Source organism: Robertmurraya phoenicis, from assembly GCF_047302285.1.
Taxonomy (GTDB): domain Bacteria; phylum Bacillota; class Bacilli; order Bacillales; family Cytobacillaceae; genus Robertmurraya.
Genome location: NZ_CP154845.1, coordinates 4,646,959 through 4,670,010, shown reverse-complemented (window position 1 = coordinate 4,670,010; position 23,052 = coordinate 4,646,959). Strand labels below are relative to the sequence as shown.

The following is a 23,052-nucleotide window of genomic DNA, read 5'->3' as shown; positions in this document are numbered from 1 at the left end:
CATACCAAAGGCTCCAATGTTTATATTCAGAGATATGAAGTATTGTTGATAAAAAACTAAGGCTAACAAATATAAGCATAAATAAGAACACGAGCATAGCTTTATGTAAGAAATTCGTTGTTTTAACTACAAAATTTAGAATTAATAAAATTAGAAACGGTATGACGATACTTCGATTTAGTAAGAAAGCAAGATAAGGCAAGTATTTTTTGACAATAGATATATACTCTAATTCATCTACTATGATCCATGAATAATGGACACTAATGATTAATATTAGAAGATAGATGAACGTACTCTCAATAAAATGCAACTTCTTCTTTGTAACCATATATATGGAAACGACAAGCCATGAAAGAAAGAAATAAATGACAAATTCCATTGTATCCTCCCCATTGTTTTATTTATTATGATGTCAAAAAAGAGAATAGCTATTCGCAAAATAATGAAAATGAGGAGGCGTGTAGAAACGTTCATTTTTCAATGATAAGACGAGCGAACAAAAAAACGTTAGAATAGATGGAAGGAGGCGGGATGAAGATGTTCTCATATTGGTTATGGCTCTTACTGAATTTGAGCATTTGGTTGTTAGGGCTTCATTTTTTCAACGAAGAGATTCTAGGAATGACAGGAAGGCTATTTGGAACGGCATTGTATTTCGTTTTATTCTTCATCCTGCCATTATTCTTAGCGAAGCCCAAAATAGTAAGCACGTTATTCTTTACGCAGGCTATTATTGCCATGTTCACGTTTTTTCCTGACATGGATGGAAACTTTAATCCTTACTTTATTCTTGTCCTATCGCTCTTAATTGGAGAAGGTTTTTACCGTTTGAGATTTGTGCTTAGTTTGTTACTAGGGGTGATTTGTACAGCAGGCTTGAGCTTCACGACCTTTCATATGGGACTTGCCCCATCCATGCAAGCTTTCATCGTTATCTACATGTTCATCCTTCTTATCGCGATGACTTTTTATAAAAAAATTACTGATCACAATCAAGATCTAGAGGCGAGGTATGAGGCTCTTCTTAGTGAATATAGAAATGTAAAACGACGTGTTTTTTCTGAAGAAGAAGAAACAAGACAAGAAGAGCGGATGTTAATTGCCCATGAAATTCATGATTCTGTCGGACATAAGCTTTCGGCCCTTATCATTCAATTAGAGGCCTTTCGTTTAAAAGTTTTTGAACAGGATCAAGAGCAGGTACGATTTTTGAAAGAGCTGGCAAGTGAAAGTCTAGAAGAAACGAGAAGAGCGGTCAAATCATTAAAAGTGAACGAAACGGGTGGGTTACCAGGGGTCTTGCGATTAATTCGTAAGCTGGAAATGGAAAGCCTCTTGCGAATCCACTTTTCGGTTAAACATGGTGCGTTTTCGGCTCATCTAACTGGTGAGCAGTCTTTCGTGATTTATCGTTCTGTTCAAGAAGCTCTTACAAATGTGATGAAGCATAGTTCGGCGCGGGAAGCGGAAATTTCCTTTGAGGCACCAGGTGGAGGAATTTTTCGATTTGAAGTCAATAATCCTGTTACAGACGACAGCAAATTTACGGAAGGCTTTGGTCTTACGGAAATGCGAAATAGATTACAAAAGCTTGGTGGCAATTTGGATACATATAAAACAGGAGAAATGTTTACCGTTCAGGGCTATTTAAAAATTGGATACGGGGGATTAGAATGATTCGGATTTTATTAGCTGAGGACCAAGTGATGGTCAGGCAAGGACTGAAAATGATGATTGAGTCAGATGAAGAAATGAAGGTTGTAGGAGAAGCGAATAATGGCAAAGAGGCAATACAACTTTGTGAGAAGATGGCCTTTGACATCGTGATTCTAGATATCAGAATGCCTGAAATGGATGGAATCGAAACTGCGAAGGTGATTCAATCCCGTTGGCCCCTAACGAAAATGCTGATGCTTACTACTTTTGATGATAATCAATATGTGTTAGAAACTTTAAAAATAGGAGTTAGTGGCTATATCTTGAAATCGGGAGATACCGAATCCTTGCTACGTTCTATCCGTAGTGCGTTAGCGGGAGGGCTTGCCATTGAAGATCATGTCGCCGCGAAAGTGATGCCTATCCTGCTCAATCGTGAGCAACAGCAAGAGCCAGATCCTTCTTTAACTCCTCGAGAAAGAGACATTTTAACCTGTATCGGGGAAGGCCTTAGTAATGGGGAAATTTCTGAACGATTGGCAATATCAGTGGGAACGGTGAAAAATAATACCAGTCAAATATTAAATAAGTTAGGGTTAAGAGATCGGACACAGTTAGCGATTTACGCGATTCGCCATAACCTCGTTTAAATTAATGTGATGAAAGTAATGAATAAAATGAAAGAGAGTGACTAGAGACAGTGGTAAGACTGTTTCTTTTTTTTACTCTTAGTAGGAGAAGATATAGATACAACCTATATGAAGGAGTGTAAATGATGCTTGAAACGATAAATCTGAGCAAGACATATAAAGACAAGAAAGCGGTCGATGAGGTCAATCTATATTTAAATGAGGGTGAATCAGTCGGGCTTCTTGGACCAAATGGAGCGGGAAAATCCACGACAATCTCCATGATTTCGTCTTTGTTGAAACCAACATCTGGGGATGTGGTGTTTGAAGGAAAGAGCATTATCAAGAATCCCACTGATATCCGTAAGGTTCTCGGGGTTGTACCTCAGGAAATTGCTTTATATGAAGAATTATCGGCATATGAAAATCTGAAATTTTTTGGTGAGATTTATAAGGTGGATAAGGATGCAATTGAGAGCAGGATTCAGGAAGTTCTTGAAATGGTCGGTTTGAAAAACCGTCAAAAAGAGGTAATCAAAACTTTTTCTGGCGGGATGAAAAGAAGAATTAATATTGCTGCTGCATTGCTCCATCAACCGAAAATATTGATTTTGGATGAGCCTACAGTAGGTATTGATCCCCAATCAAGAAATCACATTCTTGAGACAGTACGCAGGTTAAATGAACAGTACGGAACGTCGATTCTTTATACAAGCCATTACATGGAGGAAGTAGAGCAGTTGTGTGACCGCGTCTATATTATGGACCACGGACATATCGTGGCTTCAGGTAGCAAGTCGGAATTACTTAGCATTTTATCAAATGATGATACGATCCAAGTTCAACTTAGCAAGGAAAGTGAAGAGTTGGTAGGTACGATAAGAATAATGAAGGATGTTCGTCAGGTTGATGAAACAAGTAATGGTCTACGAATCATTGTTAAAAAGGGGAGCCATTTATTAAGTGACGTCGTACATGCCGCTGAAAAAGAAGGAATTCAAATAACACACTTTCAAATGGAGATCCCAAGTCTCGAAGATGTATTTCTACATTTAACTGGAAAATCGTTGAGAGATTAGAAGGGAGGCAAAAGAAATGTGGTCATTTTTAAAAAAAGATTTATTGGTATTCTGGCGAGATCGGATAGGACTGCTAATGTCTTTACTTCTTCCAATCGTTCTGATTATCGTACTGAACTTTGCCTTTGCCGGATTATTTAATGGTGAAGAAAATCAGGTGAATATAAGTTTAGGAGTCGTTCAGGATGAGGAGACTACTTCAGGATTGAGAGAGTTTGAAGACTTGGTTGAACAAATGGCTCTCCCTTCGAATGAAAAGGAGGAACTGCGGAGACAGGCATCCTTAAATGAACCGAAGAGAATGCTCGAGAATTTTCTCCATAATCCAGAGTTGAAGGAATGGATAAAAGTAGAAGAATTAACAGAAGAAGAAGCCTTAAGATTAGTAGCGGACGGAAAGCTCGATGCTTATCTAAAAATTCCGAAGCGATTTACCGAAGATGTATTATCTGCAGTCATACTAGGAGAGGACACAGATACATCAATAACGATACAGGCAGAAGAATTTTCGACAGAAGTTCAAGTACTTCAAAATATGGTCAATCAGTTCGTGCACAACCTTAATTTTCAATTTGCTCTTAAGAGCACAGGGGAAACAAGTGGAAACGAACCTGTTCTCCCAGTAGGGGGAATCGAAAAAATGGAGGAAACGAAAACGTACACGATGGTTCAATATTTTACGATCGCGATGAGCACCCTCTTTACGTTATTTATCGCTCAAACCGTTGCCATGAAAACTGTCACGGAAAAAAGAGAGCGAGTATTTAATCGAATTATTTTATCAAATAGCAATCCTTTAGCATTTCTAATGGGTAAGACGATTTCCACCTTTTGTTTTTGTTGGGTTCAAATCATTCTTACGTTAGTAGCCATTCAGCTTTTATTTGATGTTTTTCCAGACCATTCGATAGCATTTTGGAACGGATTGTTGCTCGTTCTTACCTTTTTCGTCTTCACCGTATCGGGGTTGTCGGCGTTATTTACAATGATCACTTTAAGGTTACAAGATCTCAATGCGGCCAATGGAATTTTCACGGTCATGATCATGATGATGGCTGCTCTCGGTGGGAACTTCTTCCCTCTTCAAGGCCTTCCTGAAGTTTTTCAGAAGATCGGAGATTGGACGCCGAATGGCTTAACCCAATCGGTCCTGATTAAATGGATACAAAATGGAGTCTATACCGATTTATGGGTTCCATTGTCGATGCTAATCGTTTTCTTTATAGGGTGTATGGTAGTTAGTGTGGCACTATTTCCAAGAAAGGAGAGTATGTAATGTTTGCGGTATTTAAGGCACAATTAAAGAAAGATATCCGAAAACCGTTTACGCTTATTTTATTTATCGTGATTAGTATTTTAGCAACGCTAATCTTTGGAAATAGTTCATTTGGAAAACCGCCAACCGTATCCGTTTTTAGCAGTGGACCAAATGCCAATGAAATCGAAGAAAAATGGATCGGTTTGTTGAAAGAAAGTGAGGCTTTGAATTTTGTACTGGCAGAGGAAGAAGAAGCGCGGGAAAATGTATCATCTGGAAAAAGTAGTGTCGCCCTTCAATTGATGGAAGCTGATTACCGTTTAATTGCTTCTTCAGACAATACAACGATCCAGCTCGTTGAGCAAGAAGTGCATAAAGTATATACGGAGGAAGCCCAGCTCCAAGCAGCGGTGGGTACGGGGAATACGACAGAAATCAGAAGTAAGGTTGAGCGTTATTTAGAGAACCCTCCTATTAAAGTGCAAACCCAATCCATTAGTGGAGGAGAAATCCCTAAGCATGATATGGGGACGCAGCTCCTGTTTACCTTCACTCTCTTTGTCGTTATGTTTACGATTGGCTTTAAAGTGAATGGAATCAATGCAGATAAGGTAAGTGGAATTTGGAATCGATTGATCCTTTCACCAGTGTCAAAAACGAATATGTATATGGGGCATCTTCTTTATAGTTTTGGCATTGGCTTTTTTCAGGTCATGGCCGTCTTGCTTTTATTTAAATATGTACTGAACTTTGAATTAGGGGACTTCCGTTTAATTGTTATGATCGCTGCGGTTTATACGTTAAGCATGGTAAGCTTGGCGATGTTGATTAGCGGATTTTTGAGGACACCTGAAAAATTCAATTCCGTTTTTGCTTCAGTTATTCCGATGATCCCAGTCGTGAGTGGGTTGTACATGCCACCAGGGACAATTAGCAATCCATTTTTATTATTTATTGCCGATCTCTTCCCGTTAACGCATGCAGTGGATGCAATGTTAAATGTTACTTTATATAGTGCTAGTTGGAATGATATTTCCCTATCTGTATCTCTTCTTTTGCTCATGTTTGTGATTTACATGGGGCTAGGAATTAATTTAGTGGAGCGGAGAAGGGGATAGGTGGATAAAAACTCTCAGATTTGGCTGGGAGTTTTTATTATTCCGCAAATTTACATATAATCCATCCGTTTTTGGGATACTATACCATATTTATGCAAAGGAGACCCAAATATGGAGGAAGTTTGGAAGGGTTTATGTGAAGCTTTTCGATCTAATGATGATTTCTTCAAAATTGAACAGCATTATGACGAACTTCATATTGTCTTTTTGGGGTTGCACTCGTTAATGGATTTTCCTACCACGATGCAAGAGGTTGAGAGGGTCATATCAGATAAAGTCGATGCCCATGAAATAACAGCGATTCTTCAAGCTCTTGGGAAAAAAGTGGAGCAGCAAGAGCAAGCGCAATCAGAAATATTGAAAGGGAATCTTGTAAGCTATATTTCAGACACAAACACTTTTCTCAGCATTAAGGCAAAGCCGCGGACGCTTGACAGGGCCATAGAAGCACCTGCAAATGAAAGTGTACTAAGTGGACCGATGAACTCCTTTAATGAAGATCTGTCTACGAATCTAGGATTGATGAGAAAACAGCTAGTGTCAAAAGATCTTGTCGTTAGTAGCTTTATGATTGGAGAAGAGCACGAAAAGGAGGTAACACTCCTATATGTTAAAGAGAAAACGAGCCAACTATTAGTAGATTCGATTACTAAGCTTTTAAAAAATAGGAAAAAACAAAATGTAGAAACGATTCAAGATTTGATGAAAATACTTGGCATCTCAACATGGTCACTTATCCCCAAATTTCGTATTACAGAGTTACCTCTCGAGGTGAGTCAAGCGTTAATCAAAGGAAAAGTGGTCTTTTTTATCGATAGAATTCCTTTTGCTTTAGTGCTTCCGAGTCAGCTTTCTGATTTGCTCTTTTCAGAAAATGATCGGAATTATTTATACCCTATGATGCTAATGATTCGCTGCCTCCGTATTATCGGGCTTCTTGTTGCCGTACTTGCTCCTAGTTTATATATTGCATTAGTGTCAGTTAATCCGGAAGTATTACGCATCGAGCTAGCTTTATCGATCGCTCAGAGTAGAGAGGGTGTCCCTTATCCTGCTCTGTTGGAGGTGCTGCTCATGCTATTGGTTCTAGAGCTCATTCTTGAAGCCAGCTCCCGTCTGCCCAAAAGTATTGGTCCAACGATCACCATGGTTGGTGGGATTATTCTTGGGCAAGCAGTGGTAGAAGCAAAGTTGGTCAGCAATTTGTTAATTATTGTGTTAGCGGCAACGATGATTGCCAATTCCACTGTTATTGGTTATCAAAATTCCATATCCATTCGTTTTTTCAAGTATATTGTTGTCGTATTTGCTTCGATTTATGGGATGCTTGGAATATTTGCCGGTCTCTTTATTATTTGTTCTTATCTGTCCAGTATTAGAACCTTCGATATTCCTTACATTCCACTAAAGGAAGAACAGGGTGATACAACCAGTGGCTAAAAATATGCAAGTACCAGTCTTATATTTTCTCATTCACTTAGGGTTAATATTCTTTATGTATCCAAGGAATATCATCGAGAGTACAGATAGCAGTCATTGGATACCTATTCTTATAGCCGTGTTGATCCATTTTATTATGATCTCACTTTTTATGAAAGGGCTAAGTTATTTTCCAGGTCAATCTGTTATTATGATCTTTTCAAGGGCTGGAAAGGTGTATTCATTATTGTTCTTATTGCCCCTGTGCCTCTATTTCTTCATGGCGTTAGTAATTACCGTAAGAGCTTACTCTGAAGTTATGATTATTATCTTCCTATCTAAAACGCCTTTATGGTGTGTTATGGCTCTCTTGCTATTGCTCTCAACCTATTTAGCATTATTAGGAATACAGTCCATCTTTCGAGCATCGATGTTATTTGCGCTCATTTTTATACCATCGATTTTTTTAGTATTATTATTCTCCTTACAGAATGTGGACTGGTATTATCTATTGCCTATTTGGTATAGTGATTTTCACTTTTTGTCACATCCATCCTATTTCAAAAGTCTTTTTGCTGTTGGAGGAGGGTATCTTTTTCTAGGATTTGTTCAGCCTGCATTGTCCTTCAAAAATAAAGATATCTTAATCGCAGCAATATGCATCGCTCCATTCTTTTTTATTTCTGTCTATATTCCAATTCTTACTTTTGGTCAGGAGACGGCTTCAACCATGATGTTTCCATTTGCGGTGGCAACAGATGCGGTCAATATTAATTGGCTTGCTTTTGATCGCATAACGGTCTTTTTTCTACTCTGCTCCATTACGTTTTTAATGTTGTTTCTATCGATTTCAATTTATATTACAGTAAAAATCGTGAATCACTATGTCCCGATTGTTCATTTTCAATATTTAGTTGCGATTACGGTCATTTTCACTTTTATTTTCTGTTTGTTCATTCCAAATTGGTCTGAGGTTGAACGTATATTCGGATGGAATACAGGACTGAGATTATACGTGTTGTTTATAACTCCGCTATCTTTATTATTTCTAGGAATTAGAGCTAAGAAGAATGGAGGGAAGTCTCATGTGTAAGAGAACCATTAAGATTTTCATCATAATTGCATCAGTATGTTTTTTAATAGGGTGTTGGGATAATAAGGATATTAACCATCGTGTCATGCCTGTAGTTCTGGGCGTTTCTAAGGTAGGTGACGAATTCAAAGTATATTTACAAATTCCAACTTTAACCAATGGGAAAGTTGAGACGAGCGTTGTGGAGGAAACAGGGAAAAGTATTAATGAAATTATTGATAAGATCAGTACAAATATGGAAAGTCAAGTAGACTTATTACATATCAAAGTTATTGTTGTTGATAATCAGATTGCCGAAGAGGGATTTGATAAAATTATATCCACTTTTTTACGATCAAGAGACATTCCTTCAAAGGCATTATTCTCTATTTATGAAGATGATTTGGACACTTTTTTTTCAAACATAAAGAAGGGTACAGGACCAGAAGTAACCATTTTATTGGATTGCTTTGAAAAAAATGCAGGTTGGACTCCTGAAGTCGCTCTAACGAGGGTTTGGCATATATATAGAAGTATGTACTCATTGACGTATGATGTAGCAGTCCCCGTTATAAGGCTAGGAAAGCCTACGAATGTTGAACAAGCTGGCTCTGGCGTAATTAAGGAAGGGAAAATGGTAAGTAAAATTGATCAGAAGGAAACTTTATTATATAACGCTTTTAATGGAGAAAGCACACAGGGGATTATTGAGGTGATGGATATTGCTACGGTTAAAATATTGAATAACACGATAAGACATCGCTCACGTATAGTAGAAGGTATCCCGGAGCTTTCGACAACCGTTTATTTAAAGGTGACTATTTTAGAAGCTGAGAAGGACGCTACGGAAAGCATAATCAAAAAACAATTGAGTGAGCAGTTAGGAGATCGATTTAATAAGATGTTTACCAACTTACAACAAAAAGAATCAGATATACTAGGAATTGGCCAGCTATTTAGAAATCAATTACCTCGTAAAGAGCTTAAAAAATGGCGTTCCAAATATTATCCTCGTGTATCTGCTGATATTCAATTTGAGGTCGACATTCAAAATAGTGGAATTTTAAAACTGTAAATCTATTTACTTTATCTGAAAATTTGATATATTTAACATATGTAAAAGAGGAGGGGATAAACATGAAACCAATAAACTTGATATGTAATGATAAACACGATGGTTCTTTTCCCTTCATGAAACTTTTGGAAATTTAATTGATGAATCTAATTACTAAGACCTTCGTGTGTATACGAGGGTCTTTTTTAATGAACGTTGTTTTCATATTATAGAAAACGATTTTTGGCTCAAATTAGCCAAAAATCAACTTTGTATAAAAAGCATTCCCAATATTTTGGAATCATTTGCTAAATTTGTGCTATGATTTTTTATGTAGGTGCTGCATAAGTTGGATTAGAAAAGTATGACCTCAACAGGAGGATTCTCACTTCAGGAGGAGTTTGTCAAAATGGAACTCGATTTTCAAATAGATATTATTGGAATCACCATGAATATTTTGGTTTGGTGTCTCATTGGATATTTCGCTTATCGAATTCGAAAGAAGCAAATGGTGGGAATACCAGTTTGGAAGATTGGGATTGTCGTTCTCGTAGGGCTTTTTTCTTTCTCCATTAATATTAATTTGTTTGACACGCCGGTCAGATTGCCGATATTGCCCCTCGGGGTTTGGATTTTATATTTGTTTAAAGGGGATGTAGAAAGGTGGCAGAAGTATCGTCTATTTGCCTGGTTAGGATTTTGGGCAAATTTTCTTTTCCTCTTGATGACGTTCATTTCGATCCCAATCCACCATGGATTTTATCCGAAGAGTGACCCAGCCACGTATATTGGGAACGTTGAGAAGGCATTCATCATTAATATTCATCCATCCGGGGAAGAGCGAGTACTTAACAAAGAAATACTGCTGAATCAATTATCTCAATTAAAAGAGGACACCGTTTATAGTGAAAAGTGGTATGAAGAAACCTATATGAATGCAGACTTGAATGAAGGAAAGGAACGTTTCCCTTATCAAGTCATTGGCGTTTCATCGAAATGGGGAAGTGGTCTTCAGCCAAGTATTTATTTAGAAGAAGATGGAAAAGGGATTTTGATTTTAACATCGAGTGATCAGTATTATTTTCGTTCTGAGGATTCAATGCTGTTAAGGAAAGGAGAATAAAAGTGAGAAAGAAGCTTATAGGAATAGGTGCGGGGATCGCTGTGTTATCCTCTATCTTCATTTACTTATTTTTCTTTTCAAAGCCATTTCCTTTTCCTGTAGCGGAGATGTTAATCGAAGAGATTAATCAATTTTTCCCTGAAGCAAATGCTGAAGAAATCCAAGATTTAATTCAGATAGATGAACGACATACACTTGTTCCTTTTATTTCAGAAACGGGAGATTATGGTCTGAGTTATTGGGTCTGGCAAAAGAGAAGCTGGCATGTTGACCGGATTGATACAAAAGGTGGACCGATGGTTTGGGAGATTAATAGTAGAAAGCCATCATCTTATTATTTTGTATGGAATATATCACCTGATAATTTCTTGGATTCGATGAGTTTTTACATGATAAGAGAAAGAGGATATCAAGTGATGGAAGGAAAAGAGACTTATTATCCAAGAATACAGTTGGAGACGAATGTCTCTCTTCAAGAGAAAACTTATGGGGTATTACAGTTGCCAGAGGAGTGGGCGGCTGTGAAGAAATCCTTTATAAAAACGGATTCATCTCAACAGACGGATTTTTTCTTTAATGAAATGTTTTCGGATCCGAATCTGTTTTTTGGGTGGATTGCTTATGACCGATTGGGAAACGAAAGATTTCCAGAGGACACGAATGGGAACACCTTCTCTAACGGAAAGCTAACGATCGATTATGTTATGATATTGAATGAAGAGGAGCTGGAACAGCCTTGATTTTAGGATGTTATTGAGTAGAAAAACAATCACAAAAAAATGGGGACAACAAACCTGTCCCCGCGTTCCACTTTATTTCCTATCTTTTAGGATGTTGTATGCGCCGCTGAACATGCCGAAGAGGATTCCTGTGATTGGGAAGATTATCCAGTTAATATGCCATTGCTCGTATACTAAGCCTGTGACGAGGAAGATACATACAGCAAGTGGCCAGACAATGACTGCGACAGCGCCAACTACTTTGTTTTCCTCTTTTTGACGTTCGGAGTATTCAGCTAGCTTTAATAACCGATTGTAGCTGTCTTTAATGCCTCCATAATAGATAAAGATATTGATCGCGATTGCGGCCATAAGAAGTAAGGCAACAACACCGTATGAGGTCGAATCTTCATTTATCGCCAATGTAATAAAAAGTGAGACAGGTGAAAGGATACATAGAATGACGCCGAAAATGATCGATAGCGTAAATGTTGATTGAAAAGCATTCGATTTGTTCTCAAGTGTTTGTCTGGCATTGAACGAAAGGGAGAACTCGCCTTTTTCTTCGATGAATTTATATTTTTCCTTCATCATCGCAGCGTATATGAAAAGACCAACGGCGATTGCGACGAGGACAAGTAATACGGTAACGCCGATCGATGTAGCAGCGACCTCAGATAAATTGGGAAGCTGTAAGAATAAGATTAGCAAAGCTGCTCCAAGCATACAGAGAGTCACGCCAAAGCCAATCAATTTATTCGATTTTTTACTTGTCTCTAAAAAGGTTTCTACTTCTTCCTCAGACAATAAGGGAAAATTGTCTTTTTTCTCTTCAAACTGTATTTCCAGTTCACTTAAAAGCTCATCGATATTCCCGAATTCTGAAATCACGATTCCGATCGCTTCATTTTCTGATTTCCCAGATCGTTTTAATTCGTTGTATTTGTCCTCCATATTAGACAGCATTTCTTCTTTAATGGTTTCCAATTGTGCCGTTTTCGGCAATGTGGCAAAAAGATTATTTACATAATCAATAATGGTATTCACGTGAAATCCTCCCTAATAAATCGATTAATAACTTCCTTCGTTAATTCCCATTCCTGACATTTTTCTCTGTAGTAGTTGATTCCAGCTTCGGTAATTTTGTAATAGGTGCGTCTTTTCCCAAACGTTTCATCCTTGTAAAAGGATTCGATATAGCCATTTTTCATTAAGCGATTAAAAGCGGAATATAGCGTTGTTTCTTTAATGGTGTATTTCTCATTTGATAATTCTTTAATTTGTTTTGAAATCTCGTAGCCATAGGACTCGTTTTCTAAAAGTAAATAAAGAATAATCGTATCATTATATCCACGAATAACATCACTGCTTATCAAAAGGAGTCTCCTTTCTGACGGTTTTTATAATGAAAATTACTTCATCTGTCGTACTTCATCTATCGTAGTAATCTTACCATAACATAATTACTACGATAGGTAAAGTAATATATTTAAAATCCTCCAAACTAGGCATCGAATAAGGAGGATGGGATTAAGGAAGATTTGGTGTAGTTGAAAAGTAGAGGGAATACTAAGAGAAATAATAAACGGATAGAAGTTGTAACTACTTTGTAAATTATGTAGGGTAAAAGAACTTTATAATGAAGTTACTTAAGGAAGATTGGGGAGGCATCACATTTGAAAACACAGGGAAAGTCAAAGCTTTTAATGTTCATTTTATTTGTCACATTATTATCAGCCTGTAACATCATTGAAAATCCGAGTGCTTTGGTGAAAGCACCTAATGATTTAATCGAACCACCCCAAAATGCAGACGAACAGAAAACAAAACTGAAAGAGAAATTAAATCAATTGCTCCCTTCAAATATAGAATTTATCACGGCAAAGCATGGTATAACGAAGGAATCGATTGTGATTAAGGATGCAAATGGGGACGGGGCTTTGAAGGCATTTGTATTGTATAGGGGCAATGGAAATAATCGAAATATTCATTTACTTGTGCTTAATGAAAAAGATGGAGAGTGGTTGGAAGAAAGCAGAATAGAAACGAGTTATTATTTGGCAGATTACTTTGGCCTATATGATTTAGATGAAGACGGTGCCTTAGAAGTCGTTATCGGGCTAGGTTTTTCCGATTTTGAAACAGAGAAGCAATTATCGATTTACCAGTGGGTAAATGGAGAATTAGAGCATGTATTAGAACAACCTTATGAGCAATTGGACGTGGCAGACTATGATGGCGATGGAAGGCAGGATGTTCTGTTAGTGCATGGGAAAAGAAGAGAATTCTATATAGCTGAACTATTTCGATATGAAGAAAGAAAGCTACAATCACGTTCAACAGTTAGTTTGAACCCTTACGCCTTTCACGAGAATATAGAAAGTGGAAAATTGAGGGACGGCCACCAAGCGTTGTTTATTGATAGTGCTGTTGGAGCCCACTCTATGACCACGGAAATGGTTGTATACGATGAAGAAAACCTTGTCAAATTGGAAGAAGATATGATGAAGGCTAATCCACTTTATAGTCGGGACATTAATAGAGATGGTGTTATAGAGGTAGGGGGGATGTATGTTCCGGAAGGCTGGAAGGATACTTCATTTGCAGATATTCCATTTATTGAATATTACTCTACTTATTCTATTAATGGAGATTCAAAAAGAGTGATGGAACGGTATACAGATAGACAAAGGAGATTTTATATTGAAATATCTCCGTTATGGTCTGAAAAAGTTACGGTGAATAAAATAGAAGATGGTGTCCAGTTAGTAGATATTAACAACCATAAAGTGCTATTTGAGATTCAATGGAAGGCAAAGGGGAGTGTAGATTCGTCATCTGTCACAATTCTGGCGGAAACGAAAGACACTGTTTTTTACACTGAAATTGAGGAAGTCCAAGCATTTCCGTTTGAACAATTTCACTTATTGAAGGATGAGTTTTAAGGAGGGAAAAGAATGACGACTATTCTTGTTGTGGAAGATGAGCTATCAATTAGAAGTTTCCTTAGCCTAAATCTTAGAAACAAAGGATACATTGTCAAAGAGGCAGTAACAGGAGAAGAGGCTTTAAGCTATTTTAAAAGCGAACCATTTGATATGGTGCTCCTTGATCTAATGCTTCCTGGGATAGATGGATTTGAGGTTTGTCAGGAAATACGAAAAGAAAATCAATCAGTGGGTATTATTATGTTAACCGCAAAGACTCAGGAAAAAGATCGAGTCGATGGACTAATAATCGGGGCGGATGATTATTTGAGTAAACCGTTTAGTCTCGTTGAGCTAGAAGCGCGAATCTACTCGTTATTACGAAGGCTCAAACAATCCGAAAAAAATGAACATGAAAAAATCGCCTCTGGTCCATTTCAATTAGATGTAGAAATGAAGAAAATCGTTAACGCTGACTCTGAGATAAAGCTGACACCAACGGAGTATACTATTCTGCACTTAATCATGAGCCATCCGAACCGTGTCTTTTCGAGAGATGAACTCCTTGATGAGGTTTGGGGAGAATTCTATGTGGGAGATATTAAAGTTGTTGATGTGAATATAAGGCGTATTCGTCAGAAAATCGAAACAGATCCGTCCAATCCCGTCTACTTATGTACTGAATGGGGACATGGATATCGTTGGAAGGAATAAGGCATGAAACGAAAAGTTATTTTATATTTCATGATCATTATCACCCTTACCCTAGGGTTAATAATGGGGATTATGGGATTTGCCTTAACAAAATATTATTACCATGGAATCGCCAATACCTTTCAAAATCACGTAGAAGCCATTACCCCATTATGGGAAAAGGGGAATGAAAGACTTTACGGGGAGCTTCAGGACTATAGTGACCAAATTATAAAGGATTATCAGTATGAAGGAGCAGACCTTGAATTACTGAATTTGGAAGGGGAGGTATTACAATCATCTACAGGATTTTTTGATGAACTCTCTTATGAGCTTAATCCTGATATATTCGTCATTTCGACCGTTTATGAAAAAGAAAGTATAGAAGTGTCGGGGGAGGAATTAATAGCTGTTTATATTCCACTCGTGGCAGATGGACAAGCAATCGGTGTCCTCAGGTATGTATCCTCACTAATTACCGTACATGAAGTGAGTAAACGCTTACTGATCTATGGATTTCTTGTTTGTGTAATCGTAGCAGCTATGGTGTTTCTGGTGAGTCTTAGGCTAGCAGATTCTATCGTAAAGCCAGTGAATAAAATAATTGACTTTACGGAAGAAATGTCGAGAGGTCAGTTTGAGAAAAGAATAGTAGAGGATTTTCCTCATGAATTAGGAGTGATGGCTAGAACGTTAAATTATATGGCTGATGAGATTGTCAAAACGGACCACTTAAAAAATGAATTTATTTCTTCCATTTCTCACGAACTTCGGACGCCTTTAACGGGTATTAAAGGATGGGTAGAAACAATGAAATTTTCGGATGAGTTGACGGAGGAAGAGGCCAAGTTTGGGTTAAGCATCATTGAGAGTGAATCAGAACGGCTTATTCATTTAGTAGAAGACTTATTGGACTTTTCTAGATATGAATCTGATCGAATGCCCCTAACTCTTACTCGAATCGCTTTTGATAGACTCGTTCAGGAGGTTGCATTGCAGTTTGCGAAAAAAGCTGAGGAAAAAAACGTGCAGATTAAACTCGACTGTAAGCCTGTTTTTATTTTGGTGGATCGAAATAGGATGAAACAAGTCCTATTAAATCTTCTTGATAATGCTATTAAGTTTTCAAAAAGTGGAACAGAGATTCATGTAGCCCAAGAAGTAAAAAACGAAGTTCTTTCCCTCGTTATATCTGATCAAGGGATTGGGATAAAGGAGGAGGATTTACCCTATATTGCAGAATCATTCTACAAAATTAATAGCCATTCAACTGGTGCTGGTCTTGGTTTAGCCATCTCACGCAAAATTGTTGAAAAGCATGGGGGTACGATGGCCTTTAAAAGTGAATATGGGCAAGGAACATCAGTTGAGGTGACATTGCCTATAGAAAGATTGTGAGATTCTTGGAGAAGGGAGCGGAAGTACATGTGTGGTTATTTCGGATATATGGGGGAAAATGGTCAGGAAATCCATAGAATCACTAAAGAGATGTCGTCTGTCATCATCCACCGGGGTCCTGATGATGAAGGATATTATTTTGATGATGATATTTATTTAGGGTTCAGGCGGTTAAGTATTATCGATATTGAAAGTGGCCATCAGCCTCTATCTTATGAGGAGCGTTTTTGGATAACCTTTAACGGGGAAATTTACAATTATATCGAGTTAAGAGAGGAGTTAATGAGAAGTGGTTATACTTTCCGGACTGACTCGGATACAGAGGTAATAGTGGCACTATACAGTCATATTGGTGAAAGAGTCGTGCATAAGCTACGTGGCATGTTTAGCTTTGTGATCTGGGATAAAGAAAAAAAGGAGTTATTTGGAGCAAGAGACCATTTTGGAATTAAGCCGTTCTTTTATTACGAAGACGATGATGATTTCTATTTTGCCTCAGAGAAGAAAAGCATTCTTTTAGCATTGCAGGATAATAGCGAGCTAGATTTACAATCATTACATTATTATCTGACCTATCAATACGTCCCAGAGCCACACACCTTATCTAAGGAGATTAAACGGCTAGAACCAGGAAGGTTTTTTACAAAAAAGCTAGGTCAACCGATGAAAATAGAGTCCTTCTTCAAACCTACATTTTGTCCAAAGGAGGCTACATTTCAGCAAGCCGTCAATAAAGTTCAACATGCTTTAAGAGATTCCGTTTCTATGCATATGCGAAGTGATGTTCCTGTAGGAGCATTTCTTTCAGGGGGGATTGACTCTACCAGTATCGTTGCTTTAGCCAAGGAGATGCATCCTAATATTAAGACATTTACGGTTGGTTTTGAAAGGAGAGGCTTTAGTGAAATTGAGTTGGCTCAGGAGACAGCCGATGAATTGGGTGTTGAAAATATTAGCTATGTGGTGAATGTCGATGAATTTATCAGAGAACTTCCACGAATTGTCTGGCACTTAGACGATCCGGTTGCAGATCCGGCGTTAGTTCCATTATATTTTGTTGCTCGAGAGGCAAGTAAGCATGTGAAGGTCGTTTTATCGGGAGAGGGAGCAGATGAACTGTTCGGAGGTTACAATATTTATCATGAACCTCATGCGTTAAAGAATTTTCGCTATTTGCCGGCACTGCTAAAGAGGGAATGTAACTCATTTGCAGGACGATTACCGAGTTGGGTAAAAGGAAAAAGCTTTCTCGAAAGGGGTACGACAAGCTTAGAGAAGCGTTATATTGGGAATGCAAAAATTTTTCAAGAGGAGGAGAAGCAAGAACTTTTGCAATCCTATCAATCACAGTGGCATTACCACAATGTCACAAAGGATTTCTATCAACAAATTCCGCATTTGCATGATGTGCAAAAGATGCAGTTCATCGATCTCCATACATGGCTTCCTGGAGACATTCTTGTAAAGGCAGATCGCGTGTCAATGGCTCATTCCTTAGAGCTTCGAGTACCATTCTTGGATAAGGAAGTATATAAAGTAGCTTCTCAGCTTGACCATTCCGTTACAGTAACCAATCATCAAACCAAATATATTTTAAGAAAAGCAATGGAAGAGATTGTCCCTGCATCTGTTTTTAATCGAAAAAAGCTTGGTTTTCCTGTTCCCATCCGACATTGGCTGCGAAATGAAATGTTTGATTGGGCTTATCAATTAATCATGGAAAGTAGGACAGATTACTTATTTGAAAAGAATTACCTTCTTTTTCTCCTGTCTGAACACCAAAAGGGAATAAAAGATAATAGTAGAAAGTTGTGGACAGCGTTAGTTTTTATGATTTGGCATCAAGTTTATGTGGAGGGAATACATCAATTTGAGAACATGGAGAAAAAGAATAACCTATTACAATTCACATGACAAAATACAGATAAAAGTAGGAGATACCAATGAAAAAAATGATAGCCATTTTCTTTCTGGTTATTCTAGCTGGCTGTGGCAATGGAGAATACGACCAAGCAATGGGACAAGCAAAAACAGCCTTAGAGAGTGGAGATACGGAAGCTGCTTTAGCTGCGTTTGAAACAGCGTTAGATGAGAAGCCAGAAGATGCTGAAGCTAAAAGTTATTATGAACAGATCCTTGGTTTAAACGAAGTGAAAGAAGCGATTAATAATCGTCGTTGGGAAGCTGCTTTATCGACAGCTCTTATTCTTATACAAGATGTGGGGCTAGACAATCAAATAAAAACACAATTAGACCAATATATAGTGAGAGCTGAAAATGGGTTGCGAGAAGAGGAACAACAAGACCCAGGAGATTCTGGGGAAACTAAATCCCCGGATGTCTCGAGCCTAAAGGAAGAATATTTACAGAAGCTACAGGATGTAGAAGCTAGCTTAGCTTCACAACGAAAAATACTGGAAACAGGAACGCAAGTGGATATGACCGAAGCTCAAGGAGAGATATTGAGAAGCTGGGATAACGCCTTAAATGAAATTTATCGTGAGCTTGAGAAAAGCTTGCCTGAAAATGAAATGAGTCGTTTAAGGGAAGAACAGCGGAAATGGATTGCGTACAGGGACGAGACGGCAAAAGAGGAATCGTTGCCATATGAAGGTGGCTCGATGCAATCCTTACAATATCTTAGTACTCAGGCGAATTTAACGGAAGATAGATGCTATGAATTAGTTGAAGGATTTATGGAGTAAAAAAACTGAAGGTGTGCTGATTTCAGCATGCCATCAGTTTTTTTTGGTAGGCATCTTCCTAACATTTCTTTATCCAAAGTATCTTCGTAATAAGTAAGCGACCCATTTGCAATGGGGTTGGTTTCGGATGTTCTCTAATAAACCTGCCACGATTGCAGCATGATAAGAAGGGTTGATAATCTCTTCTTTTAGTAAAAGGAGTGAATCTTTTTCAATAGATGCTTCTAGCTCTTGGACTTTCTGCTCAATAATCTCAAGGATTTCTTCTTTTGAGACTTCCTTTTTAATCGGATGTTGATGAATAAATACCGATACTTCCTTCGTAACAAAAGGAATGGTGGAATGCTCAGCAAGTACCTTTGTTTTTTCTGAAAGGGATCGAGCAAGTAAATCTATTTCAAAAGGAATGTTATGGAATATTAGTAAACCGGTATATACATTCATTAATCCTCTTATAGAATAGACCAAATCATATTTGGTGACGGCATCTCCAAAAATGCGCTCAATTAATGTTATGATGAGCTTTTCCAATAGTTGATCGTAATATTGCATCTTAATTAGAAGCTCACCATTAAATGTCTGTGCTTGTTCTTTGATTAAAAACTTCGCAAAATTGGAATGCGCCTGTAAAGAATGAAATGCCGTGTGGTAAAAGGAATATAAAAGGCTTTCATTTTCTGTGTTTTTGACCGCATAGTCAATATCAGAGATGTATTGTTCCATAAAATGGTCCAGTAATGCGAGTATTAACTCGTCTTTTGACTTGAATGCAAGGTAGAAAGCACCTTTCGAAATCCCACAGTATTCAGTTATCTGCTGTACGGATGTAGCTTCGAATCCTTGTTTCGCAAAGAGCTCGAGTGCTTTTTCCATAATTAATTGTTTTTTAGCCATCTATTGTTTCGCTCCTAGGGTAATTTGTTGACAAATGACCGGTTAGTCATTATTATAAGTAATTGAGTTTCATAAGTCAATTTAGGGCAGGTGTAACAGTGAAAAATCTAGTCAATTTTGTATTGAAAAATAAGCTAGCAGTTTGGTTGCTAACCATTATTATAACTGCTTCTGGTATTTATTCTGGGACACGGATGAATATGGAGACGATTCCGGATATCTCCATTCCGTATTTAATGGTCATGGATGTGTACCCTGGTGCAACACCAGAACAGGTGATGGAAGATGTATCCATACCTTTGGAACGGGCAATTGAAAACTTGGAGGATGTAAAATTTGTATACTCCAATTCATATTCTAACATGTCAAATATTCAAGTAGAGTATGATTATGGCATAGATATGGATGAAGCAAAACGTGCACTACAATCTGCTCTTGATACAGTAGAATTACCAGAAGATGCACAAGAACCAGCGATTACCGCGATTAGCATGAATATGATGCCTGTCGTAGCATTGAGTGTAAGTAGCGAGACAGAAGATATTGTAGAATTAACTTCCACAGTGGAAGATGTTTTACTTCCGAAGATTGAAAAGATTGAAGGAGTAGCTTCTGCTACCATTACTGGTCAGCATATTGAAGAAGTAGAACTTACCTATGACGAATCGAAAATGGCCGAGTTTGGTTTGACTGAAGATGATGTCAAACAAATGATTCAGGCAAGTGACTTAGCGGTTTCATTGGGTCTCTTCGAATTTGAAGAGGGTGAACAGGCAGTCTCTGTAGACGGAAAGTTCATGACAGAAGACGAATTGAAGGAAATGTTAATCCCTGTCACACCTACTGAGACACAGCCACTTCCATTTGTAAAATTAGGCGATATTGCCACTATTGAGTTAGTGGGTAAAGTACAATCAGTATCCCGTACAAATGGGGAAGATGCGATTGCCATTCAGATCGTAAAAGGTCAACAGGCGAACACAGTCGATGTTGTTGACGCTGTGAAAGACCTAGCAGACGAAGAAATGAAGAACATTGATGGACTCACTATAGATGTATCTCTTGACCAAGGTGAACCGATTAAAGATTCCGTCATTACGATGGTTGAGAAAGCATTATTCGGTGGTTTAATTGCCGTTTTAATCATTCTCTTATTCTTACGTGATTTCAAATCAACAATTATTTCCATTGTCTCCATTCCAGTTTCGATTTTCATGGCATTAATGATTCTAAATTGGATGGATATTACCCTTAATATTATGACCCTTGGAGCGATTACCGTAGCGATCGGTCGTGTTATCGATGACTCGATTGTTGTCGTGGAAAATATCTATCGTCGACTCCACTTAAAAGGAGAAAAACTATCAGGTCGAGCTTTAGTGCGTGAATCGACGATTGAGATGTTTAAACCAATTCTATCATCAACATTAGTAACCGTAGCGGTGTTTGCACCACTTGTGTTTGTTGGAGGAATGGTTGGCGAGCTATTTGTCCCATTTGCGTTAACGATGTCATTTGCATTAGGGGCTTCATTACTTGTTGCGATTACAATAGTTCCGGCACTTTCTCACTTCTTATTTAAGAAGAAGTTATATGGTGAAAAAACAGAAAGCAGCCATAAAGATTCTGGCAAGTTATCTAATTGGTATAAAAAGGTTCTCGAGAAAGCGTTAAATCATAAAATTATCACTTCGATCATTGCGATTGTTTTATTAGCAGGAAGCTTAGCGTTAACTCCGTTAATCGGCTTTAGTTTTATGGGAAGCGAAGAAGAAAAAGTGATGTACTTAACGTACACACCACAAACAGGTGAGCTTTTAGATGAAACTTTAGCTAATGTGGAAGAGGTTGAGCAAGAGTTATTACAGCGTGAAGATATCGATATTTTACAAGTTTCTGTTACAGATAGTGACAGTGCGGATATGATGACAGCCATGATGGGTGGAGGAGCTGGCGGTGCATTAATGTACCTCATCTTTGACCCAGATATGAAAGACTTCCCAGCAGCACGTGAAGAAGTTGAAGACTATGTGTTCAACATTGGGCAAAGCGGAGAGTGGAAGAGTCAAGACTTTGCAGCAATGTCTATGTCTACGAACGAGGTTAGCTACACGTTCTATAGTGAAGATTTAGATCGATTAAATGAAGCGGTAAAAATGGTCGAAGACACCATGAAAGAAAATGACGGTCTTGAAGATGTTGCATCTTCTGCTGAGGATGCATACGTAGAACATACCTTTAAGGTAGAACAAGATGAATTGCTTCAATACGGGTTAACAGCAGGGCAAATTATCATGATGCTAAGCCCTAATCATACAAAAGAAGTCTTAACTACGATTGAAAAGGATGGAAACACGCTAGAGGTTATCGTCCAACACGAGCAAGAAGACCAACCTAAATCAATCGAAGAAATGCTTGAACAAGAAATTCCTACAGCTCTCGGTACAACGATGCCACTTTCTGAGCTAGTAACCGTTGAAGAAGGCACAACTCTCAACACACTTGCTCGTAGTAAAGGAGAGTACTATGCTTCAGTATCTGGTACAATCCTAGATAAAGATATTTCTAAAACAACAGCAGAAGTCGATAAGGCAATTGATGAATTAGATTTACCAAAAGGAGTAAGAGTTGACGTTGCCGGTGTTGCTGCTGACATGACGGAAACATTTACGCAACTTGGTATCGCGATGATTGCCGCGATTGCGATTGTATACTTCATCCTTGTAGTTACATTTGGTGAAGGATTGGCACCATTTGCGATCCTATTCTCATTACCGTTTGCGGTTATCGGTTCATTTGTCGGATTATTAATCGCAGGAGAAACGATTTCTGTATCCGTTATGATGGGGCTACTGATGTTGATAGGTATTGTAGTCACGAATGCGATTGTATTGGTTGACCGGATCATTCATATGGAGCGAGATGGTATGTCGATGCGTGAAGCGATTCTAGAAGCGGGAGCTACTCGTTTGCGCCCAATCCTGATGACGGCTATTGCAACTATCGGTGCATTACTTCCGTTAGCGTTTGGAACGGGTGGTGGAGGCTTAATCTCGAAAGGCCTAGCAGTAACCGTAATTGGTGGTTTAACGAGCTCCACATTATTAACACTAATTGTTGTTCCAATTGTTTACGAAATTTTATCAAGAATGTTTAAGAAAAACCGTAAAGAAATCGAAGAAAACTAATCGTTTGTTTTAAACCGAAGGGCTTAAATGGACCCTTCGGTTTTATTTGTGATCTAGGAAATTATAGATTTCCTCGATTTGTGGATAAGTGTTCGTATAAACAGTAGGAGTATCGGT

General features: G+C 38.0%; 19 protein-coding genes. 16 read left to right on the top strand and 3 right to left on the bottom strand.

Features of this window, described 5'->3' with window-relative positions; all coding sequences use genetic code 11:
- Positions 1-534 precede the first annotated feature (534 nt).
- The 10 genes from AA0X71_RS23275 (at position 535) to AA0X71_RS23230 (ending at position 11,151) form a co-directional block, all read left to right on the top strand.
- Positions 535-1,680 (top strand): sensor histidine kinase, encoded by a 1,146-nt coding sequence (locus AA0X71_RS23275; protein ID WP_413357651.1) that lies wholly within the window; start codon positions 535-537, stop codon positions 1,678-1,680.
- Positions 1,677-2,309: a response regulator gene (locus AA0X71_RS23270; RefSeq protein WP_413357649.1), complete on the top strand. Its 633-nt coding sequence runs from the start codon at positions 1,677-1,679 to the stop codon at positions 2,307-2,309. Before AA0X71_RS23275 ends, AA0X71_RS23270 begins: the two co-directional genes overlap by 4 nt.
- A gap of 125 nt (positions 2,310-2,434) precedes the next feature.
- Positions 2,435-3,367, top strand: coding sequence for an ATP-binding cassette domain-containing protein (locus AA0X71_RS23265; protein WP_413357647.1), 933 nt, complete (start codon positions 2,435-2,437; stop codon positions 3,365-3,367).
- 16 nt (positions 3,368-3,383) lie between these two features.
- Positions 3,384-4,643 carry an ABC transporter permease gene (locus tag AA0X71_RS23260; protein ID WP_413357645.1) on the top strand — a complete coding sequence of 420 codons (1,260 nt, stop codon included), beginning with the start codon at positions 3,384-3,386 and terminating at the stop codon, positions 4,641-4,643.
- Positions 4,643-5,743, top strand: a complete 1,101-nt coding sequence (locus tag AA0X71_RS23255; protein ID WP_413357643.1) for an ABC transporter permease — start codon at positions 4,643-4,645, stop codon at positions 5,741-5,743. The genes AA0X71_RS23260 and AA0X71_RS23255 overlap by 1 nt, the downstream gene beginning before the upstream one ends.
- Before the next feature lie 111 nt (positions 5,744-5,854).
- Entirely contained in the window at positions 5,855-7,183 is a 1,329-nt protein-coding gene (locus AA0X71_RS23250) for a spore germination protein (RefSeq protein ID WP_413357641.1), read from the top strand.
- Complete coding sequence (locus tag AA0X71_RS23245; protein ID WP_413357639.1) at positions 7,176-8,255, top strand: GerAB/ArcD/ProY family transporter; 1,080 nt, start codon at positions 7,176-7,178, stop codon at positions 8,253-8,255. Before AA0X71_RS23250 ends, AA0X71_RS23245 begins: the two co-directional genes overlap by 8 nt.
- A complete protein-coding gene (locus AA0X71_RS23240; RefSeq protein ID WP_413357637.1) occupies positions 8,248-9,309 on the top strand; it encodes a Ger(x)C family spore germination protein in 1,062 nt (353 codons plus the stop codon). The genes AA0X71_RS23245 and AA0X71_RS23240 overlap by 8 nt, the downstream gene beginning before the upstream one ends.
- 388 nt (positions 9,310-9,697) lie before the next feature.
- Positions 9,698-10,411 carry a hypothetical protein gene (locus AA0X71_RS23235; protein ID WP_413357635.1) on the top strand — a complete coding sequence of 238 codons (714 nt, stop codon included), beginning with the start codon at positions 9,698-9,700 and terminating at the stop codon, positions 10,409-10,411.
- Between the two features lie 2 nt (positions 10,412-10,413).
- Positions 10,414-11,151: a hypothetical protein gene (locus AA0X71_RS23230; RefSeq protein ID WP_413357633.1), complete on the top strand. Its 738-nt coding sequence runs from the start codon at positions 10,414-10,416 to the stop codon at positions 11,149-11,151.
- Between the two features lie 72 nt (positions 11,152-11,223).
- Here AA0X71_RS23230 and AA0X71_RS23225 read toward each other — a convergent pair whose 3' ends face one another.
- The gene (locus AA0X71_RS23225) at positions 11,224-12,177 is read right to left on the bottom strand and encodes a permease prefix domain 1-containing protein (protein WP_413357631.1); all 954 of its coding nucleotides are present in this window, start codon (positions 12,175-12,177) and stop codon (positions 11,224-11,226) included.
- Complete coding sequence (locus AA0X71_RS23220; protein WP_413357629.1) at positions 12,174-12,506, bottom strand: PadR family transcriptional regulator; 333 nt, start codon at positions 12,504-12,506, stop codon at positions 12,174-12,176. The genes AA0X71_RS23225 and AA0X71_RS23220 overlap by 4 nt, the downstream gene beginning before the upstream one ends.
- 300 nt (positions 12,507-12,806) lie before the next feature.
- On the opposite strand from AA0X71_RS23220, the gene AA0X71_RS23215 reads away from it, so the two are divergent.
- The 5 genes from AA0X71_RS23215 to AA0X71_RS23195 are packed head-to-tail and all read left to right on the top strand — an operon-like array spanning position 12,807 to position 18,853.
- Positions 12,807-14,075, top strand: a complete 1,269-nt coding sequence (locus AA0X71_RS23215) for an FG-GAP repeat domain-containing protein (protein ID WP_413357627.1) — start codon at positions 12,807-12,809, stop codon at positions 14,073-14,075.
- Between the two features lie 12 nt (positions 14,076-14,087).
- Positions 14,088-14,771: a response regulator transcription factor gene (locus AA0X71_RS23210; protein WP_413357625.1), complete on the top strand. Its 684-nt coding sequence runs from the start codon at positions 14,088-14,090 to the stop codon at positions 14,769-14,771.
- Positions 14,772-14,774: 3 nt separating this feature from the next.
- Positions 14,775-16,148 (top strand): sensor histidine kinase, encoded by a 1,374-nt coding sequence (locus AA0X71_RS23205; RefSeq protein WP_413357623.1) that lies wholly within the window; start codon positions 14,775-14,777, stop codon positions 16,146-16,148.
- A gap of 27 nt (positions 16,149-16,175) precedes the next feature.
- Positions 16,176-18,062: an asparagine synthase (glutamine-hydrolyzing) gene (gene asnB, locus AA0X71_RS23200; RefSeq protein WP_413357621.1), complete on the top strand. Its 1,887-nt coding sequence runs from the start codon at positions 16,176-16,178 to the stop codon at positions 18,060-18,062.
- 29 nt (positions 18,063-18,091) lie between these two features.
- Positions 18,092-18,853: a lysozyme inhibitor LprI family protein gene (locus AA0X71_RS23195; RefSeq protein ID WP_413357619.1), complete on the top strand. Its 762-nt coding sequence runs from the start codon at positions 18,092-18,094 to the stop codon at positions 18,851-18,853.
- Between the two features lie 69 nt (positions 18,854-18,922).
- Here AA0X71_RS23195 and AA0X71_RS23190 read toward each other — a convergent pair whose 3' ends face one another.
- Positions 18,923-19,747 (bottom strand): TetR/AcrR family transcriptional regulator, encoded by an 825-nt coding sequence (locus AA0X71_RS23190; protein ID WP_413357617.1) that lies wholly within the window; start codon positions 19,745-19,747, stop codon positions 18,923-18,925.
- A 98-nt stretch (positions 19,748-19,845) separates the two neighbouring features.
- Here AA0X71_RS23190 and AA0X71_RS23185 point away from each other — a divergent pair, with 98 nt between their 5' ends.
- On the top strand, positions 19,846-22,935 hold the full coding sequence (locus tag AA0X71_RS23185) for an efflux RND transporter permease subunit (protein ID WP_413357615.1): 3,090 nt from the start codon (positions 19,846-19,848) through the stop codon (positions 22,933-22,935).
- Positions 22,936-23,052 lie beyond the last annotated feature (117 nt).

Excerpts from the sequence above, each read along its gene's own strand:
- AA0X71_RS23205 (WP_413357623.1), top strand. The coding sequence starts at position 14,775 with ATGAAACGAAAAGTTATTTTATATTTCATGATCATTATCACCCTTACC.
- asnB (WP_413357621.1), top strand. The coding sequence starts at position 16,176 with ATGTGTGGTTATTTCGGATATATGGGGGAAAATGGTCAGGAAATCCAT.
- AA0X71_RS23260 (WP_413357645.1), top strand. The coding sequence starts at position 3,384 with ATGTGGTCATTTTTAAAAAAAGATTTATTGGTATTCTGGCGAGATCGG.
- AA0X71_RS23250 (WP_413357641.1), top strand. The coding sequence starts at position 5,855 with ATGGAGGAAGTTTGGAAGGGTTTATGTGAAGCTTTTCGATCTAATGAT.
- AA0X71_RS23265 (WP_413357647.1), top strand. The coding sequence starts at position 2,435 with ATGCTTGAAACGATAAATCTGAGCAAGACATATAAAGACAAGAAAGCG.
- AA0X71_RS23275 (WP_413357651.1), top strand. The coding sequence starts at position 535 with ATGAAGATGTTCTCATATTGGTTATGGCTCTTACTGAATTTGAGCATT.
- AA0X71_RS23190 (WP_413357617.1), bottom strand. The coding sequence starts at position 19,747 with ATGGCTAAAAAACAATTAATTATGGAAAAAGCACTCGAGCTCTTTGCG.
- AA0X71_RS23270 (WP_413357649.1), top strand. The coding sequence starts at position 1,677 with ATGATTCGGATTTTATTAGCTGAGGACCAAGTGATGGTCAGGCAAGGA.
- AA0X71_RS23235 (WP_413357635.1), top strand. The coding sequence starts at position 9,698 with ATGGAACTCGATTTTCAAATAGATATTATTGGAATCACCATGAATATT.
- AA0X71_RS23240 (WP_413357637.1), top strand. The coding sequence starts at position 8,248 with ATGTGTAAGAGAACCATTAAGATTTTCATCATAATTGCATCAGTATGT.
- AA0X71_RS23255 (WP_413357643.1), top strand. The coding sequence starts at position 4,643 with ATGTTTGCGGTATTTAAGGCACAATTAAAGAAAGATATCCGAAAACCG.
- AA0X71_RS23195 (WP_413357619.1), top strand. The coding sequence starts at position 18,092 with ATGAAAAAAATGATAGCCATTTTCTTTCTGGTTATTCTAGCTGGCTGT.
- AA0X71_RS23210 (WP_413357625.1), top strand. The coding sequence starts at position 14,088 with ATGACGACTATTCTTGTTGTGGAAGATGAGCTATCAATTAGAAGTTTC.